Below are 16,788 nucleotides of genomic sequence, written 5' to 3'. Positions count from 1 at the left end.
GTGCGGGGGCTGCACTTCGAAGCCTTCTTTTACTATGATGTGATGCCATGCAAGCCATCCACCGCCGCTCCCTCTCCCTCCGCGTGATCTACGCGCTCTGCCTGTGCGGCGCCACCTGGACTCATCTGCAAGTCGCACTCACCCACGGCCTCACATGGGACTACGGCGGCGCCGCGCCGCTCACGCGCGTCTACTGGACCTCGCTGCTCTTCATCGACCCGCTGACCGCGCTACTCCTCCTCATCGCACCCGCAACCGGCCTGATTCTCTGCGTCGCCGTCATCGTGACGGATGTGGCGCACAATGCATGGTTCGCGCAACATCATCCGATCCGGATGGACCTGTTCGTTTCGCAGATCGTCTTTCTCGTGTTCGTGCTGGCCACCGTCCGGACTGCCTGGCGAGGCGTCGGCGCTACCAGCATATCGTTGCGTACCGCCGATTGAGCGGCACGCGTGTCGTTGATCGCTGATCGCTGACCGCCCGGTGTCTTCGTCTGTCATCACTCCAACCCGCATGTACCTCCACCTCACCGGCACCCACCTCCGCCTGCTCGGCTCGATGCATCTGTTTCCCACGACGAGCCGCCGCACGCCGCCGTGGATCGCCGAGGCCTACGACTGGGCGGACACGCTCGTCTTCGAGTCCGACCCGCCGACCATCCTGCCATTGCTGAGCGCGAACGAGCAGGGCAGCGCAGACCGACTGCGCCCATTCCTGCCGCCCGACGCCTGGCAGCACCTGAATGCCGTCTGGCCCGCCGGCGGTTCACTCGCACCGCTCGCCGGCCTGCGTCCATGGGCCGCGATGATCGTCGCGCCGACGCTGTTCCAGCAGGTCGTCGAAGGCGTCGAGCCGCGTCTGTTGCGCTCGGCGCTCACGCAGGGCAAGCCGTACCAGTATCTGGAAACCGCGGAGGAAGTGGCGGCTTCGCTCGACACGATCCCGCTCGACGCGATCGGCGCCGCCCTGGCCTTGCTGATGACCGATCTCGCGGAGCCACAGCGCACGCTCGAACGAATGCATGCGGCATGGCTCGAAGGCGACTTGCCGGCCATCCACCGCATCGCGCTCGAGTCGCCGATGTTCAATCTGCCCGGCATCCGCGAGGCGATCCTCGACGCCCGCAACCGCGCATGGGCGGCGCGTCTGACAAGTTTGCTCGCGCGGCCCGAGCGAACCCTGGTGGTGGTCGGGGCGCTGCACCTGTGCGGCCCGAACAACCTGCTCGACTGCCTCGCGCACCCGTTCGAGCCGGTGCCGGACGACGCGGCATAAAAACGCGCGAGGCAACCGCAACCGCAACCGCAACCGCAACCGCAACCGCAACCGCAACCGCAACCGCAACCGCAACCGCAACCGCAACCGCAACCGCAACCGCAACCGCAAGCGGAACTCCCCGCCCCAGGCTCAATCCCATTGCAAAGATTGCCGCTATGCCGCTATAAACTACGTGCCTATCATCGAGGCCACCGTGATGGCCAAAGGACATACGACATGCATGTTCCGCCGATACCCAGCAACGAAAGCGCGCGTCTCGACACCTTACGCGCGCTGCATATCCTCGACACTTCGCCCGAAGAGCGTTTCGACCGGCTGACGCGGCTCGCGAAGCGGCTGTTCGGCGTGCCGATCGCGCTGGTGAGTCTGGTGGACGCGGACCGTCAGTGGTTCAAGTCCTGCGTGGGGCTGACGGCGAGCGAAACGTCGCGCGACATTTCCTTTTGCGGCCACGCGATCCTCGGCGACGACATCCTGCTGGTGCCCGACGCGCTTGCCGATGCGCGCTTCCACGATAATCCGCTGGTCAAGGACAGTCCGAACATCCGCTTCTATGCCGGCTGTCCGTTGACGGTGCCCAACGGCAGCAAGCTCGGCACGCTCTGTCTGATCGACGTCAAGCCGCGCGGTCTCGACGACGAGGAACAGGCGCTGCTGCGCGACCTTGCGCGCATGGCGGAACAGGAACTGGCGGCGGTGCAGCTCGCCACGCTCGACGACCTCACGCTGCTCTCCAACCGGCGCGGTTTCGAAGCGCTCGCGCAGCATGCGTTGAACGTCTGCAAGCGGCTGGACAAACCGGCCTCGCTGCTGTTCTTCGATCTGAACGACTTCAAGCAGATCAACGACACGCACGGTCACGCCGAGGGCGACCGCGCGCTGACCGCCTTCGCCGACGTGTTGCGCACGGCGCTGCGCGAAAGCGACGTGATCGGCCGGCTGGGCGGCGACGAATTCGTCGCGCTGCTCACCAACTCGACCAGCGCCGAAACGCACGAAGTCACGCAGCGTCTGACGCATCTGCTCGATGCGCGCAATGCCGACGACAAGCGCGGCTATCAGATTCGCTACAGCGTTGGGCAGATTCAGTACGAGCCGGCACGGCATCCTTCGATTGCCGAATTGCTGGCCGCCGCCGATGCGGCAATGTACAGCCACAAGCAGGCATCGAAGGCGCGCGCCGCGCATCAGCGCAACTGAACGTCGTTGAATGCGTGAGGCGTCGGACGATTCGCGTGGGACTGCCGGGCGCGGCATAATCGGGGATTGCCGTGCCATCGTCGGCCGGCTATTTCTCGAAGCGTTGTCATGACCGAATCGAAACAATCCTCGCAGCCGGGCGCCGCCGAGCGGCTGGCCCAACTCGACTGGCGCTGGAAGCCATTCGAGCGTCTTGATCCCATCGAAGTCTATGCGATGCTGGCGGCGCGTAGCGCGGTGTTCGTCATCGAGCAGAATTGCCTGTACGGCGACATCGACGGGCTCGATCTGGACGCGTGGCATCTGCTGGCCTACGGCCCGGGTGATGACGCGAACAACACTGGGCGTCCGCCGCTTGCGGGCTATCTGCGCGTACTGCTGCCCGACAGTGAAGACACGGATATCCGCATCGGCCGCGTGCTGACTACCGCGCCGTTTCGCGGCATCGGCCTGGGTAACGCGATGCTCGCGCGCACGCTCGAGCACATCCGCGCGCAGTGGCCCGGCACGCCGATCCGTCTGCATGCACAGGCGCATCTACAAGGCTTTTACGGCGCGTTCGGTTTTACGCCGGTATCGGATATTCACATCGAAGACGACATTCCACACGTGTGGATGCGTTCGGTGTGAAGCAAGGCGGCCAGGACGGCCGCCGTCTCGACTAGGTCGTGCCGCCCGCCTTGGCCCGCGCGACCCCTTGCACCGCCTTCCCGCGACGCTCGCTACGCAATCTCCCGCGCGCCGACAAACGCATCCAGTGACGCAACGCGATCAGCGCGCCGATCACGCTCATCATCGATCCCGGAATCCACAGCAGTAGCCCGCCGATCTGCTGATCGCGCACCGGGCTTAGCCATGTGAACGCGCGCCCGCAAATCGAATAGATCGGATACAACTCGCGCGGCGTGAAGAAGATGAAGGCGCCGAGCAGGATCTGCGGCGGAATCGCGGCGATCACCACGAGAATGCGCTTGCCCGGCGACAGACGCGCCGGCGGTGCCGGACGCGGATCGAGCACGAGCCACCAGAACAGCAGCCCGTCGATCACCATGCTCCAGTTCATCACGCGATACAGCCGCCAGTCGAGCATCGCGACGAAATGGATCGGCGACATCAGCCAGAAGTAGATCAATCCGACGAACAGCGTCACCGCGACCACCGGATGCATCACCACGTCGAGCACCCGGCGCACTAGAGGCGTCGCCAGCGCGGGTCGCACGAAACGCTGGCGCCAGCCGAACGGAATGCCCGCGCGCAATGCGGCGCCCGGATAGGACAGCGCGATGAAGAACGGTCCGAGATGATGCAGCACCAGATGCTGCGCGCGATGCATGAAGAATTCGTGCTCGAAGAAGTAATCGAGCCGCGTGTGCAACGCGACGTACAGCGCCACCAGTCCGAACCAGAACGACAGGCGCCGCCGCAGCGACACCTTGGCCTTGTGCGCGCCGCGCACGAACAGGATCGCCGGGATCAGCAGCGCGATCACGACGGTCGGCGAAAACTCCCAGGGATCGAGCCAGTAGAGCAGGTTCATCACGGCGTGCTTATCGGATATTTATCTGGACGTTTATTGCGTCTGGGCGGGCGACTTGACGGCGAACGGCGTGTCCAGCGTTTCGCCGTCGGAAAACTTCAGCTTCAGGTGCACGGTGTCGCCCGGCGCGATCTTATGTTTCGCGTCTTCGAGCATCACGTGATAGCCGCCGGGCGCGATCGCGACCTGGCCGTGCGCGGGCACCGTCAGCTTGTCGACCATCACCATCTTTTGCGACGAACCGTTCGACACGGTTTGATGCAGCATCGCCTCGCCGTAGTCGGCGCTGGCAATGTCGACGAGGTCCACCGGTTTGTCGCCCGCATTGACCAGCGTCGCGTAGCCGGCGGCGGGCAGGTTGTTGGGCAGCCAGCGGACCCAGGCATTCTTGACGCTGACCGCGTTGGACGTGGCGTTGGCGTTGGCGCCGGCCGCTTGCGCGGCGACGCTGGTGGCCAGCGCGAAGCCGAGCGACGCGCAGAAGGTCAGGGCGAGCGCGCCACTGCGCGAGGCCACGGTGTTGAGCTTGATGATCGGCATGAGTGATTCCGGAGAAAAGTCGGGAAGCCTGGAAATCAGGAGCGCTCGTCGACGATGCGGCGCAGGTCCTGCGCGATCGCATCGGGCGTGTCGTGATCGGTGGCGAGCAGGCGTGCGTGGCCCTGCGGGTCGAACACGTAGACGGCGGAGCTGTGGGTCACTTCGTAGTTGCCGTTCGGATCGCGCTTCTCCATCTGGTACGCGACCCGATAGCGCTTGGCGAGCGACTCGATCTGCCAGTCGGTGCCGGTCAGACCTTCGGCGTGCTGTGCATCGAAGGCGCCGACGTAGTCGCGCAGCGCTGTCGGCGTATCGCGCGCGGGATCGACGGTGATGAACAGAATGCGCACTTTCTGCGCGTCGGGGCCGAGTTTGGCGAGCACCTGCATCAGACGGCCCATCGTTTCCGGGCAGACGTCCGGGCAATGCGTGTAGCCGAAGTAGACGAGCGAGGTGCGGCCCTTGAAGGCGTCGCCGGTGACGGGGCGGCCGTCGTCGCCGGTGAGCTTGAAGTCGAGATCCGGCAGGTGTCCGGTGACGTCGGTCAACTGCCACGGCTCGGTGCGATGCGTGCAGGCCGTCAGCACGGAGAGCGCGGCGAGCGTGACGCCCAGCGTGAGGCATCGGGACAGCCGGCAATGAAGGCGCGAGGTGAGGGTCGGGAACAAAGCAGGGTTCAATGACTCGATTGAGAAGCGGCGTGCGGCGCGTCGAACCGTCCGCTCGGCGGCCCGATGAACGTCCAATGTGGCCCATGCGGCCAGCAAGGCCAGGGCCATCGAGCTCATGCGGGCCACGGCGGCGGCGATCCGCGTCGCAGCGACTGTAGCGCAAATTCTCCGGCGACGCCGCGCGCCGCCCGCGGGCGCGCGGATTGCGAGTCAATTTGACGCAGGCGGCTGAAAGCCGTCTGAAGCCGGATCGTTCGGCTTTTGAACGCCACGCTCCGGCTTAACCCGCACAACGCCCGGCCAGGCTTGTGTCCTGGCTTACTTTCTCGAAAAATTGACGGATGCGCGGTAAGATGCGCACACTTTTCCGGCCGCAAAAGGCTGAAAGGCAAATTAAACCGATGCAAGCACTTCCGGCTGTTCTGTCTCCGAGCGAGACGGCATTTTTCTTCGACTTCGACGGCACGCTCGTCGAACTCGCGCCCACGCCGGATGGCGTGCGGGTCGAACCGCGCGTGCTCGCGCTGCTGGCCGAATTGCGCAACCTGACCAACGGCGCGGTCGCGATCGTGTCGGGGCGCGGCATCGACAGCATCGACGGTTTTCTCGGCATGCCTGATCTGCCGATCGCCGGTTTGCACGGCGCCGAGCGGCGCGACGCGAACGGCGACACGCAGCGCATCGGCTTTCACGACGAGCGGCTGCTGCGCATGGAGCAGGTGCTCGCGCAGGTGGTCAACGCGCATCCCGGCATGCTGCTCGAAATCAAGGGCGCGGCGCTCGCGCTGCATTACCGCAACGCGCCGGATCGCGAGGCGGCCGCCCGCGAGGCGACCGAACGGCTGGTGGCCGACTATGCCGGCGCCTATGTGTTGCAGCCGGGCAAGATGGTCTACGAGATCAAACCGAAGGACGTCGACAAGGGCCGCGCACTGCGCGCGTTTCTCGACGAACCGCCGTTCGTCGGCCGCCGTCCGGTGTTTGCCGGCGACGATCTGACCGACGAGAAGGGCTTCGCCGTCGTCAACGAACGGGGCGGGCTGTCGATCAAGGTCGGCGCGGGCGACACCACGGCGCACACGCGCATCGACTCGGTCGGCGCGCTGCTCGACTGGCTCACCGCGATCGTCGCGGCCGCGCGCACGGCATGACGGCCGTGCGGCATCGCGTATCGTCCACTTCACCCTGCTTTGGGAAGCGCGCTTCATGGGCCGACTGATCATCGTATCGAACCGGGTTGCGCCGATCTCGGAGGGCGGCCCGGCGGCGGGCGGTCTGGCGATCGGCGTGTACGACGCGCTGAAGGAAACCGGCGGCATGTGGTTCGGCTGGAGCGGCGATGTGCTCAGCTCGGGCCAGCCGCAGATCAAGGTCGAAGAGCGCGGGCCGGTGACGTTCGCGACCATCGCGCTGATGCGGCGCGACTACGACCAGTACTACCGCGGCTTCTCGAACGCGACGCTGTGGCCGGCGTTCCACTACCGCTCTGATCTGCTGCACTACGACCGCCACGACTTCGAAGGCTATTGGCGCGTCAACGCGTGGCTCGCGCAGCAACTCGTGCCGCTGCTGCGCGACGACGACGTGATCTGGGTGCACGACTATCATCTGATCCCGTTCGCGCAGGCGTTGCGCGCGGCCGGCGTGAAGAACCGCATCGGCTTCTTCCTGCATATCCCGTTTCCGGCGTCGCAGGTGATGCTGACGATTCCGCCGCATCGCGAGCTGGTCGAGGCGCTGTGTTCGTTCGATCTGCTCGGCTTCCAGACCGCGCCCGATCTGCGCGCGCTGTGCGACTACATCGTCAACGAGGCGAACGGCACGGTCGACACCGAAGGCAGCGGTCCGCTGACGATCCATGCGTTCGGCCGCACGCTGCGCGCGTCCGCGTATCCGATCGGCGTGTATCCGGACGAACTCGCCGACCTCGCGAAAGCGGGCGAGCGCGGCAAGCCGGTCCGCACGATGAAGGCGACGCTGCATTCGCGCAAGCTGATCATGAGCGTGGACCGCCTCGATTATTCGAAAGGGCTGGTCGAACGCTTCCGCGCGTTCGAGCGCCTGCTCGAACATGCGGCCGCCCAGCGCAACAAGGTGTCGTTCCTGCAGATCGCACCGCCGACGCGTGCCGACATCCACACGTATCAGGAACTCCGTCTGCAACTCGAAGGCGAGTCGGGGCGGATCAACGGACGCTTCGCCGAGCTCGACTGGACGCCGATTCTCTATATCCACAAGCAGTACGAGCGCTCGGTGCTGGCCGCGCTGTATCGCACCGCGCATGTGGGCTTCGTGACGCCGCTGCGCGACGGCATGAACCTCGTCGCGAAGGAGTATGTGTCGGCGCAGGATCCGGACAATCCGGGCGTGCTGGTGCTGTCGCGTTTCGCGGGCGCCGCGCAGGAATTGGGCGGCGCGCTGATCGTGAATCCGGTGGATATCGACGGCATGGCCGAGGCGCTCGCGAGGGCGCTGGAGATGCCGCTCGCGGAGCGCCAGGCGCGTTATCGCGACATGATGGTTCAGTTGCGCGAGAACAATGTGTCCGTGTGGCGCGACAACTTCATGCGCGATCTGCAGGGCGTTGCGCGTGCGCCGAAGAAGCGCGCGGCTGCACCGGGAAAGAGCGTGGCGACCAGGAAGAAGGCGGCGCGCGAAACATTGGCGGAGTAGGGCGTCTGCTCGCGGCGCGGCATCTCGCGAAGGTGTTGGGTTGCCGCTGGAGACTCGTCGGATACCTCCGAAAAACAGAAAGCCGCTCATCGAGCGGCTTTCTGTTTTCTAGCGACACCGCGCTAGCGGCAACGACTTGCGACTTGTTTCGCGCGTCGTCAGGCCACGTGCTGTTCGTCGACCTTCTTGCCGCCGATGTGCAGCGTCGCGTGCTTGCCGTACTGCTTCGCAAGCAGATCGCGATACAGCCCCGGACGCTGACGCAGTTCTTCCGGGCTGCCGTCGTCGATCACCTTGCCGGCGCTCATCACGATGATGCGGTCGAAGTTGTTCAGCGTCGACAACCGGTGCGCGATCGCGATCACGGTACGGCCGACCATCAGACGGTCGAGCGCCTTCTGGATCGCTTCCTCCGACGCGCTGTCGAGCGCCGAGGTGGCTTCGTCGAGCAGCAGGATCGGCGCATTCTTCAGAATCGCGCGCGCGATCGCGATCCGCTGCCGTTGCCCGCCGGACAGCTTCACGCCGCGATCGCCGACGATCGTGTCGTAGCCTTCCGGCATCGCTTCGATGAAGTCCGAGCAACGCGCCTCGCGCGCGGCGGCCATCACTTCCTCGCGGCTCGCATCGGGACGGCCGTACGCGATGTTCTCGTACACCGTGCGGTGGAACAGCGAAATATCCTGCGGCACCAGCGCGATCGCATGACGCAGGCTGTCCTGCGTGATCGCGGCGATGTCCTGTCCGTCGATCTTGATCGCGCCGCCCTGCGTTTCGTAGAACCGCTGCAGCAGCGCGAGCACGGTGGATTTGCCCGCGCCCGATTTGCCGATCAGACCGACGCGCTGCCCCGGTTGAATCTGCAGATCGAAGTGGTCGAGAATCGGCCGGCGGCGCGGATACGCGAAGGTCACGCCTTCGAACGCGACCCGGCCGCCTTGCGGCACGAGTTCCGACGCACCGTCGCGATCCGGCATGCCGTGCGGTTCGAGCAGCGTGCGCACCGCTTCCGCGAGCCGCGCGACGTGCTGGGTGACGTCGACCAGCGCGACCGCGAGGTCGCGCGTGCCGTGCAGAATCGTGAAGCCGAGCGAGCTGACCAGCACGATGTCGCCGGAGGTCGCCTTACCCTGGTCCCACAGCCACAGTGCCCAGCCGAGCAGACCCGCCGACAGCAGCGCGGTGATCACCGCATGCAGCAGACGCAGCTTTTCGAGGTAGAGCAGGCTTTGCTGACGGGCGTCCATCTCGGCCTTGACCGTCGCGCCGAAGCGCTGCTGCTCGCGAAACGTCATGCCGAACGCGCGCACCAGCCCCATGTTGCTGATCACGTCGACGAGCTCGCCGTCGACCGAGGCCGCCTTGGTCGCGAACTGGTGATGCCGGGCCGAACCGCGCCCGGCCAGCTTGTACAGCACCACCGACAGAATCGCCGAGCACAGCATCAGGCCGGCGGCCATCAACGGATTCACCGCGATGATCATGACGATCGCGCCGAGCACCGCGATGCAAGGCGGCAGCACGTTCCACGCGGTGGTGTTCTCGGCCGTGTAGACGGCGTTCGAGGTCGCGGTGATGCGGCTCGCCAGCATGCCGGGCTGCTTCTCCGAGTAATAGCTTGGCGAGTGGCCGCTCAGATACTGGAAGAGGTCGCGCCGCAGGTCGCCGGTCACGGCGACGAAGGTGTGCGCGGCGACCCAGCCGCCGACCCGCCACAGCAGGTTGTCCGCCGCGATCAGGCCAACGAGGATGGCGAACGCGCCCCACAGCGGACCCGGGTGGTGCCGGCCTTCGCCGAGCACGTCGATCAGATGCTTGATCGCGTACTGCGAAGCGAGCGCACAGCCCACAGCCGCGAACACGCTGCACAGAACGACCGCGTGCGCGAGCGGATGACGGCGGATGAAGCGGAAGAGAAACGCAAGCGGCCTGTGCGCATAGCTCGCGAGCTTTGCGTTCTGGGCGTTCCGCTGGGCAATGGTTAAGTGTTCCAATTGATCGTGAGGTCGATGTGGTTCGGGGTGTGCATGCAAGGCGTGGGCCACGTGGAAAAGGTTTCGCCGCGAAGCCGATGCTTCGCATTGTAAACATGCAAAAGCGATTGCGCCCTGTGTATCCGGGCCTTGGCGCGACTCAATTCGCGATAGACGTCCGCTACCTACTGCTGCTCGACCCGTTGACGGGCCGGTGGTTCACGCAGGTTACGGAAAATTTCGAGATATAATTACAAATTGCATTCAACTGCGGTGCGGCATTTCTTCAATGCTTACCGGCAAGGTTGACGCACCTGCGTTCGGCGACGCATGACCGGCTCGTTCCGCAAGCCAGTCGTCACTGTAGAACTGTCTTAGAAAACAAGGGTTTGCAAAGTGTTTCGCGTGTGTAACAACGTAAAGACTTTGAAATGTTGTGGTGCAGCGAGATGCCCGGCATCGATAATGCATGCTTCGTTGGCCCGTGGAAATATCTGACAGTTTGTCAACGTAGCAGAGGCGCATGCGTTTACCGGCACATGCGCAGACGGTGACCCACTGATCTGGGCTCACTACCCAAGCGATCCATCGCGGGATTTCTCGAAAGAATCAGGCCCGCGCCGGCAAGACCGGCCAGACTGCCCTGGCGAGCAAGCGAGTCGCTTTTATCAAACGCTGTATTTTTGCCTGATTTTTTAGAGGAATTTCATTATGCGAATCGCTCAAATCGCTCCGTTGCACGAGGCGGTTCCTCCCAAGCTGTACGGCGGGACGGAACGCGTGGTGTCCTACCTGACTGAAGCGCTGGTCGAGCAGGGCCACGACGTCACGCTCTTTGCGAGCGGCGATTCGATCACCTCGGCGAAACTCGAAGCCTTCTGGCCGCAGGCGCTGCGCCTCGACCCGACGATCCGCGACGTGATGGCCCCGCACATGCTGCTGCTGGAAGAAGTGCGCCGCCGCGCGGACGAATTCGACGTGCTGCATTTCCACATCGACTACTACCCGTTCTCGCTGTTCGCGCGTCAGCCGGTGCCGTTCCTGACCACGCTGCACGGCCGCCTGGACCTGCCGGAACTGCAACCCATCTTCAATACATTTAGCGACGTGCCGGTCGTGTCGATTTCGGACAACCAGCGCATTCCGCTGCAGCAGGCGAACTGGCTGCAAACCGTGTATCACGGTCTGCCGGAAAACGTCCTCACGCCGATCCCCGATGTCGAACCGGGCTACCTCGCCTTCCTCGGCCGCGTGTCGCCGGAGAAGGGTCTCGACCGCGCGATCCGCATCGCCGGCCAGGCAGGCATGAAGCTCAAGGTCGCCGCCAAGATCGACAAGGCCGACCGTGCCTATTACGAAGAAGTCATCAAGCCGCTGATGGCGCTCCCGCACGTCGAGTACATCGGCGAAATCGGCGAGAGCGAAAAGCGTGAGTTCCTCGGCAATGCGCATGGACTGGTGTTCCCGATCGACTGGCCGGAGCCCTTCGGTCTGGTGATGATCGAAGCCATGGCCTGCGGCACGCCGGTGATCGCATTCAATCGCGGTTCGGTGCCGGAAGTGATCGAGAACGGCGTGTCGGGCTTCGTCGTCGAAGACGAAATCAGCGCGGTCGCGGCGGTCAAGCGTCTGCACACGCTGCCGCGCGCCAACGTGCGCAAAGCATTCGAATCGCGTTTCTCGTCGAAGGTGATGGCGCAGAACTACGTCGCCACGTACGAAGAACTGCTGCGTCAGAAACACCGCACCGTGCTGCGCGAAGTCAACGCCAGCTAAGACCGCGGCATAGCTGCAGTCGTATTCGCAGTCGCAATCATCCCCAACGCCTCGCGTGCATCTCGCCCGCGGGGCGTTGTTGCATGCGCGCCGCGTTTTTTGCGACGGGCCGGCGGAAAGTGAAGGTTTCGGTCTGTAAGAATGAGCCGCGCTGCGCAATATCCCTATAATGGCCGTGCCGCAAATCTGGCTGCGGCGCAGCCGACGACAGGAGGATCCCTTGGCGAGAACGAAAGACACGCGTGCGAACACGGCGCCCGGCGCCGGCGTGATTTTCGCGTTGCGCGCCATTGGTCTCGTGCTGCTCGCCCGCTGGCTGTTTTCCATGTCGCAGATGGATCTCATGGCGTCGCTGTCGGCGATGGTGTCGTCGCCTTGGGCCTGTATCAATCTGGTCTTCCTGTTCCTGCTGATTTTCCTGCCCGGCGCGCGCGCCGTGGCCGAGCGGCCGTTGCATCCGCTGCCGCAATGGCTGCGGCAGGCCGTGCGTCTGTTTGCTTTCCTCGGTTTGCTGTTCGCGGTCTGGTCGGTCGGCGCGTTTGCGGCCAGCGCCGGATGGCGTCGCGCCGCGCAGACCGTGGCCGCCACCAACGGCTGGCTGCTCGCGGCGCCGGCGCTGTACGCGGCGGTGGTGTGGATCTGCCGGCCGCGTGCGTTGTGGCGTACCAATGTCGCGGCGCGGCGCTTCGCGATCGGCCGCTATGCGATTGCGCTCGATCCGGTCACGCGCACGGTGGTCGTGTGGGCCGAGCGTCGCAAGGTCGGTCAGTACGATGCACGCGAGTTGTCCGTGCGCTGGGCGCTTGGACAGGGCATGCCGTCGGCGCAATCGACGCCCGCGGTCGCGTTCGGCGCGGCCGGCGACGGTGGCGCGGCGTCGGCGCTCAATCCGTCGGTCGCACCCGGGATGGTCATGACGCGGAGCCTCTTCGGCCGGCGTCAGAAGATCGAGCTGCTGTGGGATTCGCCGGCCGCGGCGGGTCACAACCGCCAGACCGTATTCCGCGCCGCGCTGACGACCGAGGGCGATCGCGTCGCCGCCCGCGCGCTCGATACTTCCCTGCAACAGGTTTGATCCCGTAAGCTTTGTGCAGTCGGTCACACCCCATGGCCGGCACGTGCATCGTAAAGTGTGAGCAGTCGCCGATAATGCAGTCATGCCGCCCCGAGCGCCGGGTTTCAAGGACCGGCTCTTAAGCACCGTGTCTCAAGCACCGGGTTTCACGAATCAGGTGCCAGGCGTCGAGCGAAGGGCGAGTCAGACGTACAACGATCGTATTGCGTCCTTTCCAGGAGTCGCCATGCTGGTTCGCTGGTTACTTGCCGCTCTCCATCTGCTTGCTTTCGGTCTCGCTTTTGCGTCGATTCTGCGACGCACCTGGGCGTTACGCCGCGCCGCTGTCCCGGCCGCGTTGCGTTCCGTGTTTCGCGCTGACACCCGCTGGGGTCTGGCCGCGCTGGTGCTGGTCGTGACTGGCTTGATGCGCGCGTTCGGCGGATATGAAAAGGGCGCCGACTACTATCTTCACGAACCGCTTTTTCACGTCAAGATGACGTTGCTCGTGTTGATCCTGATTCTTGAAGTGCCGTCCATGCTCGCGTTGATACGTTGGCGCGCGGCGGTCAGAAAAGGCCTTGTGCCGGATCTGAGCAAGGCGCGTTCGTATGCGCGCTACAGCGTGATTCAGACGGTGCTGCTGGTGTTGATGGTGTTTGCCGCGACCGGCATGGCGCGCGGGATCGGCTTGCCGGCCGGCGTGGTGTGATGTGATGGGCGGCGTGGGTATCGCGCGGGCCGGCGGATGCGGCCGATGCTGATACCGATACCGATACCCGCCGGTTCCCCATGACGCACCATCAGGTCGTCATCGATTTACTTTCCGACCAGCAGACTCGCATCGTCGGCCCGGCTCATCCTGGCGCTGCCCGGCATGATCTCCGATTCGCCGAGGCCCTTGATCAACTCCAGCGCCTGACGTTCGAACAACCGCCGGTACAACCCGTTCTCGAGCGAGATCAGCTTCTCATGGCTGCCTTCCTCGATGACCTTGCCTTTATCGAGCACCAGCAGCCGGTCCAGCGCCCGCACGGTCGACAGTCGATGCGCGACCACGAGGGTCGTGCGGCCCACCATCAACCGCTCCATCGCGCGCTGGATCAGCACTTCGCTCTCGCTGTCGAGACTCGAGGTCGCTTCGTCGAGAATCAGGATCGGCGCGTCCGCGAGAAACGCACGGGCAATCGCCACCCGCTGACGCTCGCCGCCCGACAGCTTGACGCCGCGTTCGCCCACCAGCGTGTCGTAACCGTCCGGCAACGTCGCGATGAAATCGTGCGCGCTGGCGAGCCGCGCGGCCCGCTCGATGTCGGCGCGGCTCGCACCCGGCCGTGCATACGCGATGTTCTCGGCGAGCGAGCGGTGGAAGAGCACTGGCTCCTGCTGCACGATCGCGATCTGGGCGCGCAGCGACGCCTGCTTCACCCCGGCGATGTCCTGACCGTCGATCGTGATCCGGCCGCCCGAAATGTCGTAGAGGCGCTGGATCAGCTTGATGAAGGTCGTCTTCCCCGAGCCCGAATGTCCGACCAGCCCGACGCGTTCGCCCGGCGCGATGCGCACGGAGAAGTTGTCGTACAGCGGCCGGGCGCTCGAGCCGTAGTGGAAGCTCACGTGCTCGAAGCGGATCTCGCCTTTGCCGATCGCGATCGGACCCGCGCCGGGGCGGTCCTCGATACCGAAGGGCTGGCTTTGCAGCGACACCAGTTCTTCCATGTCGTTGACCGAGCGCTGCAGGTTGCGGATATGCATGCCGATGTCGCGCAGATACCCCTGCAACATGAAGAACATGGTCAGCGCGAACGTGATGTCGCCGACGCCCGCCTCGCCGCGCGCCCACAACAGCAGGGCGGCACCGAGAATCGCCGCCTGGATCGCCACCAGCATGCCGCCCTGGACGCCGCCGTGAATCGTGCCGCGCATCCACGTGCGGCGCGTGCGATGACGCCACTTGCCGATCACGCGCGCGAGCAGCGCTTCCTCGCGCTCCTCGGCGCCGAACGCTTTCACCACGCCGTTGCAGCTGACCGCGTCGGCGAGCGCGCCGCCCATGCGCGTGTCCCACGCATTGGCGAGGCGCGCGGCCGGCGCCACGAAGCCGAGCGACATCACCATCGTCACGACGATGTACAGCACCGAGCCCACGCCGACCACCGCGCCCATCATCGGCCAGCGCCAGCCGAGCAGGAAGGTGGCGCCCATCAGCATCACCACGGACGGCAGCAGCGCGATCAGCAGCGTGTCGTTGAGAATGTCGAGTGCCCACATGCCGCGCGTGATCTTGCGCACGGTCGAACCGGCGAAGCTGTTCGCGTGCCAGTCGGTCGAAAAACGCTGCACGCGATGAAATGCGCTGGCCGTGATTTCGCTCATCATCTTCAGCGTGAGCCGGATGATGTTGAAGTACACGCCCTGGCGGAGCAGCGTCGCGCCGAGTCCGAGTCCGGCGAGCACGCAGAACGCCGTGACGGCCGCGTGCCACGCGACGGCGTCGCCGGCCGAGCCCAAGGCGATCGCATCGACGAGGCGCCCGGCGAACAGCGGCGTGAGCACGTCCGCAATCGCCGCGAGCAGCACCAGCAGCGTGATCACGCAGACGCGCCAGGGCTGCTGCCCCCAGTGCAGGAAGGTGAAGCCGAGGACATCCTTGAAGGCTTGTCCGCGAAAGTCGAGTTTCTTTTTTGTCATTGCCACGACCCGATGGCGCGAAAGCGCACCGAGGTTCCAGTCAGAAGCGAAAGGACGAGACAGTCGATGCAAGCCGGAACGAACCGGCGACGGGACTACGGACTGTCTGGAAAGTACGCGATGTGGCCTCGAAGACCAGACCGCGTGAGCGATGTCGAGGCGACCGTTACGGTCGCATGAACGATCGCGAGACCATACCAGGGAGAGCGAAATGCATTGCGAACATATGACGCCTCCCTGAGGTTGATGAGGTGGAGAAAGTGGAGCGGGCGAGAGCCCGAAAGCCAACTATATCAGCAGTGTAGGGTCGTCGCAATCGTACGAAGATTCGGTGTTGACCGCCGGATCGGGTGATGCGATTGCGCCACCGCGGCATGCAAAAGATCGCAAGCGGATCGCAAGCGACGCGACAAGGATGCCAGGCAACGACAGCCACAAACAACGTGCGCACAGTTCAACGACACCAACTGAAAAAGGGCTCACGCATTGCTGCGTGAGCCCTTTAGTCTTCGGTGATCGACACACCAAAATTCTGGTGGGTAGTACTGGGATCGAACCAGTGACCCCTGCCGTGTGAAGGCAGTGCTCTACCGCTGAGCTAACCACCCGAAGAGAGCCGAATTATGTCAGGGATTTTTCGACTCGTCCAGTACTTTTTAAGCGTTCTGCTCATCCGCGGCCGGCGCGGGTTCGAGACGCCAGACGCTCGTGCCTTTGACCGCCTTGTCGAGGCCATCGAGCACGGCGTTGTGCGCGGCGACTTCGTCGTCGGCGGCGGCGATCACGATCAGATCCAGCGAGTCGAGCGCGATGCGCGGCGCGTGCGCGTCGCCACCCGCATGCGAATCGCCGAGCATGTCGATGACGAGGCTCTCCTGGCCGCGCGTCATCGCCAGATAGACCTCGGCGAGCAGCTCCGAGTCGAGCAGCGCGCCGTGCAGCGTGCGGTGCGCGTTGCTGATGCCGAAGCGGTCGCACAGCGCATCGAGCGAATTACGTTTGCCGGGGAACATCTGCTTGGCGCGCGCGAGCGTGTCGATGATTTCGCCGCAGTAGGTGCTCACCGGCGGCAGACCGAGTAGCGCGAATTCGGCATCGAGAAAGCCGATGTCGAACGGCGCGTTGTGAATGATCAGCTCGGCGTCCTGGATGAAGTCGCGAAACTGGTCGGCGATCTCGGCGAACTTCGGCTTGTCGCTGAGGAACTCGGTGGTCAGCCCGTGCACGGCCAGCGCGCCGGGGTCGCTGTCGCGTTCCGGGTTGATGTAGAAGTGCAGGTTGTTGCCCGTCAACCGGCGGTTCACCATTTCGACGCAGCCGAGTTCGAGGATCCGGTCGCCGGTGCGTGCATTCAGGCCGGTGGTTTCGGTATCGAGGATGAGTTGACGCATG

Annotated in this window: 15 protein-coding genes and 1 tRNA gene; 9 read left to right on the top strand and 7 right to left on the bottom strand. The window is 64.7% G+C overall.

Annotation, left to right across the window (positions count from 1 at the left end; genetic code table 11):
• Nucleotides 1-47 precede the first annotated feature (47 nt).
• From LFL96_RS14075 to LFL96_RS14060, 4 genes are all read left to right on the top strand, one after another.
• Complete coding sequence (locus LFL96_RS14075) at nt 48-446, top strand: hypothetical protein (protein WP_280995834.1); 399 nt, start codon at nt 48-50, stop codon at nt 444-446.
• Nucleotides 447-516: 70 nt separating this feature from the next.
• Nucleotides 517-1,278, top strand: coding sequence for a TraB/GumN family protein (locus tag LFL96_RS14070; RefSeq protein WP_280995833.1), 762 nt, complete (start codon nt 517-519; stop codon nt 1,276-1,278).
• 219 nt (nt 1,279-1,497) lie between these two features.
• Nucleotides 1,498-2,481: a sensor domain-containing diguanylate cyclase gene (locus LFL96_RS14065; protein ID WP_280995832.1), complete on the top strand. Its 984-nt coding sequence runs from the start codon at nt 1,498-1,500 to the stop codon at nt 2,479-2,481.
• A gap of 108 nt (nt 2,482-2,589) precedes the next feature.
• Nucleotides 2,590-3,111, top strand: coding sequence for a GNAT family N-acetyltransferase (locus tag LFL96_RS14060; protein ID WP_280995831.1), 522 nt, complete (start codon nt 2,590-2,592; stop codon nt 3,109-3,111).
• Between the two features lie 31 nt (nt 3,112-3,142).
• Here LFL96_RS14060 and LFL96_RS14055 read toward each other — a convergent pair whose 3' ends face one another.
• Genes LFL96_RS14055 through LFL96_RS14045 form a run of 3 tightly spaced genes read right to left on the bottom strand, consistent with a single transcriptional unit; the run spans nt 3,143 to nt 5,238 of the window.
• The gene (locus LFL96_RS14055; protein WP_280995830.1) at nt 3,143-4,018 is read right to left on the bottom strand and encodes a cytochrome c oxidase assembly protein; all 876 of its coding nucleotides are present in this window, start codon (nt 4,016-4,018) and stop codon (nt 3,143-3,145) included.
• A 33-nt stretch (nt 4,019-4,051) separates the two neighbouring features.
• The gene (locus tag LFL96_RS14050; protein WP_280995829.1) at nt 4,052-4,558 is read right to left on the bottom strand and encodes a copper chaperone PCu(A)C; all 507 of its coding nucleotides are present in this window, start codon (nt 4,556-4,558) and stop codon (nt 4,052-4,054) included.
• Nucleotides 4,559-4,593: 35 nt separating this feature from the next.
• On the bottom strand, nt 4,594-5,238 hold the full coding sequence (locus LFL96_RS14045; protein WP_280995828.1) for an SCO family protein: 645 nt from the start codon (nt 5,236-5,238) through the stop codon (nt 4,594-4,596).
• 392 nt (nt 5,239-5,630) lie between these two features.
• Here LFL96_RS14045 and otsB point away from each other — a divergent pair, with 392 nt between their 5' ends.
• On the top strand, nt 5,631-6,380 hold the full coding sequence (otsB, locus tag LFL96_RS14040) for a trehalose-phosphatase (RefSeq protein WP_280995827.1): 750 nt from the start codon (nt 5,631-5,633) through the stop codon (nt 6,378-6,380).
• A 55-nt stretch (nt 6,381-6,435) separates the two neighbouring features.
• A complete protein-coding gene (gene otsA, locus LFL96_RS14035; protein ID WP_280995826.1) occupies nt 6,436-7,902 on the top strand; it encodes an alpha,alpha-trehalose-phosphate synthase (UDP-forming) in 1,467 nt (488 codons plus the stop codon).
• Between the two features lie 158 nt (nt 7,903-8,060).
• Here the strand turns inward: otsA and LFL96_RS14030 are convergent, their stop codons facing one another.
• Nucleotides 8,061-9,896, bottom strand: a complete 1,836-nt coding sequence (locus LFL96_RS14030; RefSeq protein ID WP_280995825.1) for an ABC transporter ATP-binding protein — start codon at nt 9,894-9,896, stop codon at nt 8,061-8,063.
• 690 nt (nt 9,897-10,586) lie between these two features.
• On the opposite strand from LFL96_RS14030, the gene LFL96_RS14025 reads away from it, so the two are divergent.
• The 3 genes from LFL96_RS14025 to LFL96_RS14015 all read left to right on the top strand — a co-directional run bounded on the left by LFL96_RS14025 (nt 10,587) and on the right by LFL96_RS14015 (nt 13,417).
• Nucleotides 10,587-11,651 (top strand): glycosyltransferase family 4 protein, encoded by a 1,065-nt coding sequence (locus tag LFL96_RS14025; RefSeq protein ID WP_280995824.1) that lies wholly within the window; start codon nt 10,587-10,589, stop codon nt 11,649-11,651.
• Nucleotides 11,652-11,871: 220 nt separating this feature from the next.
• Entirely contained in the window at nt 11,872-12,726 is an 855-nt protein-coding gene (locus tag LFL96_RS14020) for a hypothetical protein (RefSeq protein ID WP_280995823.1), read from the top strand.
• Between the two features lie 226 nt (nt 12,727-12,952).
• Nucleotides 12,953-13,417, top strand: coding sequence for a DUF2214 family protein (locus LFL96_RS14015; protein ID WP_280995822.1), 465 nt, complete (start codon nt 12,953-12,955; stop codon nt 13,415-13,417).
• A gap of 107 nt (nt 13,418-13,524) precedes the next feature.
• Here LFL96_RS14015 and LFL96_RS14010 read toward each other — a convergent pair whose 3' ends face one another.
• The 3 genes from LFL96_RS14010 to dnaQ all read right to left on the bottom strand — a co-directional run bounded on the left by LFL96_RS14010 (nt 13,525) and on the right by dnaQ (nt 16,787).
• A complete protein-coding gene (locus tag LFL96_RS14010) occupies nt 13,525-15,396 on the bottom strand; it encodes an ABC transporter ATP-binding protein (RefSeq protein ID WP_280995821.1) in 1,872 nt (623 codons plus the stop codon).
• A 533-nt stretch (nt 15,397-15,929) separates the two neighbouring features.
• Nucleotides 15,930-16,004 (bottom strand) — tRNA-Val (locus tag LFL96_RS14005).
• A gap of 48 nt (nt 16,005-16,052) precedes the next feature.
• Nucleotides 16,053-16,787 carry a DNA polymerase III subunit epsilon gene (gene dnaQ, locus LFL96_RS14000; RefSeq protein WP_280995820.1) on the bottom strand — a complete coding sequence of 245 codons (735 nt, stop codon included), beginning with the start codon at nt 16,785-16,787 and terminating at the stop codon, nt 16,053-16,055.
• Between the last annotated feature and the right edge of the window lies 1 nt (nt 16,788).

This window comes from Paraburkholderia sp. D15 (assembly GCF_029910215.1).
Taxonomy (GTDB): Bacteria; Pseudomonadota; Gammaproteobacteria; order Burkholderiales; family Burkholderiaceae; genus Paraburkholderia.
The sequence above is the reverse complement of the archived record's forward strand: the minus strand, read 5'-3'. Positions and strand labels throughout refer to the sequence as shown.

Excerpts from the sequence above, each read along its gene's own strand:
- LFL96_RS14075 (WP_280995834.1), top strand. The coding sequence starts at position 48 with ATGCAAGCCATCCACCGCCGCTCCCTCTCCCTCCGCGTGATCTACGCG.
- LFL96_RS14070 (WP_280995833.1), top strand. The coding sequence starts at position 517 with ATGTACCTCCACCTCACCGGCACCCACCTCCGCCTGCTCGGCTCGATG.
- LFL96_RS14065 (WP_280995832.1), top strand. The coding sequence starts at position 1,498 with ATGCATGTTCCGCCGATACCCAGCAACGAAAGCGCGCGTCTCGACACC.
- LFL96_RS14060 (WP_280995831.1), top strand. The coding sequence starts at position 2,590 with ATGACCGAATCGAAACAATCCTCGCAGCCGGGCGCCGCCGAGCGGCTG.
- LFL96_RS14055 (WP_280995830.1), bottom strand. The coding sequence starts at position 4,018 with ATGAACCTGCTCTACTGGCTCGATCCCTGGGAGTTTTCGCCGACCGTC.
- LFL96_RS14050 (WP_280995829.1), bottom strand. The coding sequence starts at position 4,558 with ATGCCGATCATCAAGCTCAACACCGTGGCCTCGCGCAGTGGCGCGCTC.
- otsB (WP_280995827.1), top strand. The coding sequence starts at position 5,631 with ATGCAAGCACTTCCGGCTGTTCTGTCTCCGAGCGAGACGGCATTTTTC.
- otsA (WP_280995826.1), top strand. The coding sequence starts at position 6,436 with ATGGGCCGACTGATCATCGTATCGAACCGGGTTGCGCCGATCTCGGAG.
- LFL96_RS14025 (WP_280995824.1), top strand. The coding sequence starts at position 10,587 with ATGCGAATCGCTCAAATCGCTCCGTTGCACGAGGCGGTTCCTCCCAAG.
- LFL96_RS14015 (WP_280995822.1), top strand. The coding sequence starts at position 12,953 with ATGCTGGTTCGCTGGTTACTTGCCGCTCTCCATCTGCTTGCTTTCGGT.
- LFL96_RS14010 (WP_280995821.1), bottom strand. The coding sequence starts at position 15,396 with ATGACAAAAAAGAAACTCGACTTTCGCGGACAAGCCTTCAAGGATGTC.
- dnaQ (WP_280995820.1), bottom strand. The coding sequence starts at position 16,787 with ATGCGTCAACTCATCCTCGATACCGAAACCACCGGCCTGAATGCACGC.